Genomic DNA, 6,293 nt, shown 5'->3' on the forward strand with positions numbered 1-6,293 from the left:
TGGATGCGGCCGTGTCCGTGGTCTCGGTGCAACGCGGCGAGCTGCTGTTCGCCAACCGCTCCTACCGCCTGTGGTTCGGCGCCAACCCCGACGCCCACGCCCAGCTCACCGGCGGCCAAGTCATGCCCGATGAAATCATCGACGGCGACGAGGCCGTGGACGACTTCGGCGGCCTGCCCGCCCACTCGCTCACCAACGCCGGCAGCGACACCCGCGAAGTCTTCATGGACACCGTCCAGAAGTGGTTCGACGTGCGCGCCCGCTACGTGCAGTGGACCGACGGCAACCTGGCGCAAATGCTGATCGCGACCGACATCACCGCCCGCCGCCAGGCCGAAGAGGCCGCCGCCCGCCAGGCCGAGAAGTCGCAGTTCACCAGCCGCCTGATCACCATGGGCGAAATGGCCTCGACCGTGGCCCACGAGCTCAACCAGCCGCTGGCCGCCATCTCCAATTACTGCAGCGGCATGATCAGCCGCGTGCAAAACGGCAACATCGACAACGAGCAGCTCGTCAGCGCCCTGGAGAAAACCTCCCGCCAGGCCCAACGGGCCGGCCAGATCATCCACCGCATCCGTCAGTTCGTGAAACGCTCGGAGCCGCAGCGTCAGCCCGCCCGCGTGCGCGACATCACCGACGCCGTGCTCGAACTGGCCGTTTTCGAGATGAAGCGCCGCCGGGTCACGCTCAACACCATGGTGGCCAACCGGCTGCCGCAGCTCATGGCGGACCCGATCCTCATCGAGCAGGTGCTGCTGAACCTGCTGAAAAACGCCGCCGAGGCCATCGACTCGGCCCAGATGCCCATGTCGCGTCGCCTGATCGACCTCAAGGTGCAACAGCGTGTGACCGAGGACCAGGGCCCGGTGGTCGAGTTCACCGTCAGCGACGGTGGCCCCGGCATGAAGGAAGAGATGCTGGCGCGGCTTTTCGAGGCCTTCCACTCGACCAAGGCCGAGGGATTAGGGATAGGCCTGAGTCTTTGTCGCTCCATCATTGAGTCGCATCATGGTCGGATCAAGGCCGAGAACATCTACAATGGTCCGAACGTCGTGGGGTGTCGTTTCACCTTCACACTCCCGATCGAAACCGACGCAGGTAGCCAGCCGGACCCGACCGACTCGGCCATCCCCCCCTCCAACGATTTGCTTGCCGACAACCCATGAGCTTGATCCCGAAAAAAGGCACTGTGTATGTGGTGGATGACGACGAGGCCGTTCGCGACTCGTTGCAGTGGCTGCTGGAGGGCAAGGACTACCGGGTTCGCTGTTTTGACTCGGCCGAATCCTTCCTCGCCCGCTTTGACCCCCGCGAAGTCGCCTGCCTGATCGCCGACATCCGCATGGATGGCATGAGCGGCCTGGAGCTGCAAGACAAGCTGCTCGAGCGCAAGTCCCCCCTGCCCATCGTGTTCATCACCGGTCACGGCGACGTGCCCATGGCCGTGAACACCATGAAAAAGGGCGCGATGGACTTCATCGAAAAGCCCTTCAAGGAAGACGCCCTGGTCGCCCTGGTCGAGCGCATGCTGGACCAGGCCCGCTCGTCCTTCTCGCAGTCGCAAGAGGCCGCCAGCCGCGAGGCGCTGCTCTCGCGCCTGACCACCCGCGAGGCCCAGGTGCTTGAGCGCATCGTCGCCGGCCGCCTGAACAAGCAGATCGCCGACGACCTGGGCATCTCCATCAAGACGGTGGAAGCCCACCGCGCCAACGTGATGGAAAAGCTCAACGCCAACACCGTGGCCGACCTGCTCAAGATCGCCCTGGGCGCCAGCGGCCAGGCGCCCGCAGCCGGCACCAAGTAAGGCTGCCCAGCCGCCCCCACAAGGCCGCCTGCAAGCGGCCTTTTTCCATTCCTGAGGCCACTCGGGCACGCCCCGAAGCCCCTTTTTCGCTGAACCCGCTCACCTCGTTCCCCGGAGCCCCACCATGACCGCCCAACTCATCGACGGCAACGCCCTGTCCAAGCAACTGCGCGGCGAAGTCGCCCAGCGCGCCGCCGCCCTGACCGCCAAGGGCCTCAAGCCCGGCCTGGCCGTTGTGCTGGTCGGCGACAACCCCGCCAGCCAGGTGTACGTGCGCAACAAGGTCAAGGCCTGCGAAGAAGCCGGGTTCCACTCCGTGCTCGAAAAGTACGAGGCCACCCTGAGCGAGGCCGACCTGCTCGCGCGCGTCGAGGCCCTGAACAACGACCCGTCCATCCACGGCATCCTGGTGCAGCTGCCCCTGCCCAAGCACATCGACGACCACCAGGTGATCGAGGCCATCTCGCCGTTGAAAGACGTCGACGGCTTCCACGTGGCCAGCGCCGGCGCCCTGATGGTCGGCGAGGTCGGCTTCAAGGCCTGCACGCCCTACGGCTGCATGAAGATGCTCGAATCCATCGGCATGAAAGACCTGCGCGGCAAGCACGCCGTGGTCATCGGGCGCTCCAACATCGTCGGCAAGCCCATGGCCATGATGCTGCTGGCCGCCAACGCCACCGTCACCATCACCCACAGCGGCACGGCCGACCTGGGCGCCATGACCCGCCAGGCCGACATCGTCGTGGCGGCCGTGGGCAAGCGCAACGTGCTGACGGCCGACATGGTCAAGCCCGGTGCCGTGGTCATCGACGTGGGCATGAACCGCGACGACGAGGGCAAGCTCTGCGGCGACGTGGACTTCGCCGGTGTGAAAGAAGTGGCGAGCCACATCACCCCCGTGCCCGGCGGGGTCGGCCCCATGACGATTACCATGTTGCTGGTCAACACCATGGAAGCCGCCGAGCGCACCTTCGCGACTCGCTGAGCCCCACCCGCACCGCTTTGCCCACGTTCACCGCCAGCACCATGAGCAGCAACCCCCTCCTCGACACCTCCGGCCTGCCCCTGTTCGACCAGATCAAGCCCGAGCAGGTCAGCCCTGCGATGGACGCCCTGCTGGCCGAGTCCGAAGCGGCGCTTGAAAAAGTCACCGGCCCCGACGTGCCGGCCGACTACGACGCGCTGTCCCTGCTGCTGGATGTGCCGACCGAGCGCATGGGCCGCGCCTGGGGCGCCGTGGGCCACCTCAACAGCGTGGCCGACACGCCCGAGCTGCGCGCCGCCTTCAACGAGAACCTGCCGCGCCTGACCGAGTTCTACACGCGCCTGGGCTCGGACGAGCGCCTCTACGCCAAGTACAAGGCCGTCAACCTGGCCGACCAGGCCGCCAGCGCCGAGCGCAAGTTGCCCGCTGCCCGCCGCCGCGCCCTGGACAACGCTCTGCGCGGCTTCGTGCTGGGTGGTGCCGAACTGCAAGGCGCGGCCAAAGCGCGCTTCGCCGAGATCCAGGAGTTGCAGGCCGCCAAGTCGCAGGCCTTCTCCGAGCACGTGATGGACGCCACCGACGCGTTCTCGCACTTTGCCAGCACCGATGAACTGGCCGGTGTGCCGGACGACGTGCAGGCCGCCACCCGCGCCGCCGCTGAAGCCGACGGCAAGGAAGGCAAAGACACGCACAAGCTCACCCTGCACATGCCCTGCTACCTGCCGGTCATGCAGTACGCCACGAACCGCGCGCTGCGCGAGACGATGTACCGCGCCTACGCCACCCGCGCCAGCGAGTTCGGCCCGGCAGAGCGCGACAACTCCACGCTGATGCAGGAGATCGTCGCCCTGCGCCAGGAAGAGGCCCAGCTGCTCGGCTACGCCAACTTCGCCGAGGTGTCCTTGGTGCCCAAGATGGCCCAAAGCCCCCAGCAGGTCATGGACTTCCTGCGCGACCTGGGCAAACGCGCTCGCCCTCACGCCGAGAAGGACATGGCCGAGCTACGCGACTTCGCGCGCACCGAATGTGCCCTGCCCGACCTGCAAGCCTGGGACATCGCGTTCGTGAGCGAAAAGCTCAAGGAGGCCCGCTACGCCTTCAGCGACCAGGAGGTCAAGCAGTACTTCACCGAGCCGACCGTGCTCAAGGGCCTGTTCAGCCTGATCGAAAAGCTCTTCGACGTCGTCATCAAACCAGACACGGCGCCCGTGTGGCATGAAACAGTGCGCTTCTTCCGCATCGAGCGCGCAGGTCAGCTGGTCGGTCAGTTCTACCTCGACCCCTATGCCCGCCCCGGCAAGCGCCCCGGCGCCTGGATGGACGACGTGCGTGGCCGCTGGAATCGCCCCGACAACCACTTGACGCAGACCCCGGTGGCGCACCTGGTGTGCAACTACGCCCGCGGCGTGGGCGACAAGCCCGCCCTGCTCACCCACGACGACGTCACCACCCTCTTCCACGAGTTTGGCCACGGTCTGCACCACATGCTGACCCAGGTCGACGACATCGGCGTGGCCGGCATCAGTGGCGTCGAGTGGGACGCGGTCGAGCTGCCCAGCCAGTTCATGGAGAACTTCTGCTGGGAGTGGGACGTGGTGCAGCAGCTCACCCACCACGTGGACACCGGCGCTTCGCTGCCACGCGCGCTGTTCGACAAGATGGTCGCCGCCAAGAACTTCCAGAGCGGCATGCAGACCGCTCGCCAAATCGAGTTTTCGCTGTTCGACATGCGCCTGCACGCCGAGCCCGGCGCACAAACCGATGTTCAGAAGGTGATCGACGAGGTGCGCCAGGAAGTTGCCGTCAACATTCCGCCGGCCTTCAACCGCTTCCAGCACAGCTTCTCGCACATCTTCGCTGGCGGCTACGCAGCCGGCTACTACAGCTACAAGTGGGCCGAGGTGCTGTCTGCCGACGCCTACGCAGCCTTCGAAGAAGCCGCCACGCCGCAAACCGGCGTGCTCAACGCCGAAGTCGGGCGCCGCTACCGCGAGGCCATCCTCGAAGCTGGCGGCAGCCGCTCCGCCATGGACAATTTCAAGGCATTTCGCGGGCGTGAGCCCCAGATCGACGCCCTGCTGCGCCACCAGGGCATGGCCTGATGAAGTCAATGAAGGAGCCAGCCATGTCAGCGACCAACCACCGTGCTTTCTGGCGGGCCTGCCTGCCCGCGCTGCTCAGCGCCTTGCTGGCTCCGGCTGCCTGGGGCGCCTACAAAATCGTGGGCCCCGATGGCCGTGTCACCTACACAGACCGCCCTCCCGTGGGCGAAGGGGCGCAAGCCCTCGGCAAATCCAGGGCGGGTGTCAGCACCGTTGCCTTGCCCTATGAGTTGCAACAGGTGGTCAACCGCCACCCGGTGACGCTCTACACCATGCGCGAATGTGGGGCCTGCGCAAGCGGGCGCCAACTGCTGCAGTCACGCGGGGTGCCGTACACCGAAAAGACGGTCGACACGCCCGAAGACGTCCGAGCCTTCAACGCCCAGGAAAACAGCACCCAGCTGCCCTTGCTCAAGGTCGGTGGCAAGCAGATCATCGGACTGCAGCAGTCGGAGTGGAACGCTTATCTCGATGCGGCCGGCTACCCGCAGCAGTCGAAGCTTCCACCTGGGTACACCCAGCCCGAAGCCAGCCCGCTCGCGCCGCCCAAGCCTGCCTCCAGCCCGGCGGGCGATCGTCGCAACGAAAGCGATCGGCCTTTTGCCCCCACCATCGGCAACCCGCCCGAAGGTTTCCGCTTCTAACCTGACCTTGCACCCTGTGATCGAAACCGACGTGGCCATCATTGGCGGTGGCCCTGCAGGGCTTGCCGCAGCCGAACTCCTCTCCGCACAAGGCTGGCAGGTCGACCTGTACGACGCCATGCCCTCGGTGGGGCGCAAGTTCCTGCTGGCGGGCCGTGGCGGCTTGAACATCACGCACTCCGAACCGCTCGATCGCTTCGTCACGCGCTTCGAGGGGCGATCAGGCACCCTGGCGCCCATGCTGGCGGCCTTCACGCCCGACGACCTTCGCCAATGGTGCCAGGGCCTTGGTGTGGACACCTTCGTGGGCAGCTCTGGCCGCGTTTTCCCGCAAGAGATGAAGGCGGCCCCCTTGCTGCGCGCCTGGCTCAGTCGCTTGCGCCAGCAGGGCGTGCGCGTGCATGCCCGCCACCGCTGGCAAGGCTGGACACCCGACGGGGACCTGGCCTTCACCGCCCCCGGCGGTGACATCGCAGTCAGGCCTCGCGCCACCTTGCTCGCCTTGGGTGGCGGCAGTTGGTCGCGCCTGGGCTCGGACGGCCGCTGGGTGCCCTGGCTGCAGGAACGCGGCGTGGATGTCGCCCCCCTGCGGGCGGCCAACTGCGGCTTCGACGTGGCGCCCACCGCACCGGGGCGCAGCGGCTGGTCGGAACACCTCACGAGTCGCCACGCCGGCCAACCCATCAAGCCGGTCACCCTGACCTTCACCGACCAGCAAGGCCTCAGCGAGACACGTCAGGGCGAGGTCGTGCTGACCG

Annotated in this window: 6 protein-coding genes; all 6 read left to right on the forward strand. The window is 66.7% G+C overall.

The genetic code is table 11. The annotated features are described in order from the left end of the window. Positions 1-1,166: sensor histidine kinase (locus B2W70_RS04440; protein ID WP_286743268.1), on the forward strand; the 1,166-nt coding region annotated here is incomplete at its 5' end. Next, positions 1,163-1,804 carry a response regulator transcription factor gene (locus tag B2W70_RS04445; RefSeq protein WP_058085776.1) on the forward strand — a complete coding sequence of 214 codons (642 nt, stop codon included), beginning with the start codon at positions 1,163-1,165 and terminating at the stop codon, positions 1,802-1,804. The genes B2W70_RS04440 and B2W70_RS04445, both read left to right, overlap by 4 nt. A 124-nt stretch (positions 1,805-1,928) precedes the next feature. Then, the gene (gene folD, locus B2W70_RS04450) at positions 1,929-2,789 is read left to right on the forward strand and encodes a bifunctional methylenetetrahydrofolate dehydrogenase/methenyltetrahydrofolate cyclohydrolase FolD (protein WP_286743272.1); all 861 of its coding nucleotides are present in this window, start codon (positions 1,929-1,931) and stop codon (positions 2,787-2,789) included. A 41-nt stretch (positions 2,790-2,830) separates the two neighbouring features. Next, positions 2,831-4,891: a M3 family metallopeptidase gene (locus B2W70_RS04455; RefSeq protein ID WP_286743274.1), complete on the forward strand. Its 2,061-nt coding sequence runs from the start codon at positions 2,831-2,833 to the stop codon at positions 4,889-4,891. Positions 4,892-4,914: 23 nt separating this feature from the next. Then, positions 4,915-5,535, forward strand: coding sequence for a glutaredoxin family protein (locus tag B2W70_RS04460; protein ID WP_286743276.1), 621 nt, complete (start codon positions 4,915-4,917; stop codon positions 5,533-5,535). Between the two features lie 16 nt (positions 5,536-5,551). Then, a partial coding sequence (locus B2W70_RS04465) for a TIGR03862 family flavoprotein (RefSeq protein ID WP_286743281.1) occupies positions 5,552-6,293 on the forward strand: 742 nt, incomplete at its 3' end.

It is taken from the genome of Aquabacterium sp. UBA2148 (assembly GCF_002328915.1).
GTDB classification, from domain to species: domain Bacteria; phylum Pseudomonadota; class Gammaproteobacteria; order Burkholderiales; family Burkholderiaceae_C; genus Aquabacterium; species Aquabacterium parvum.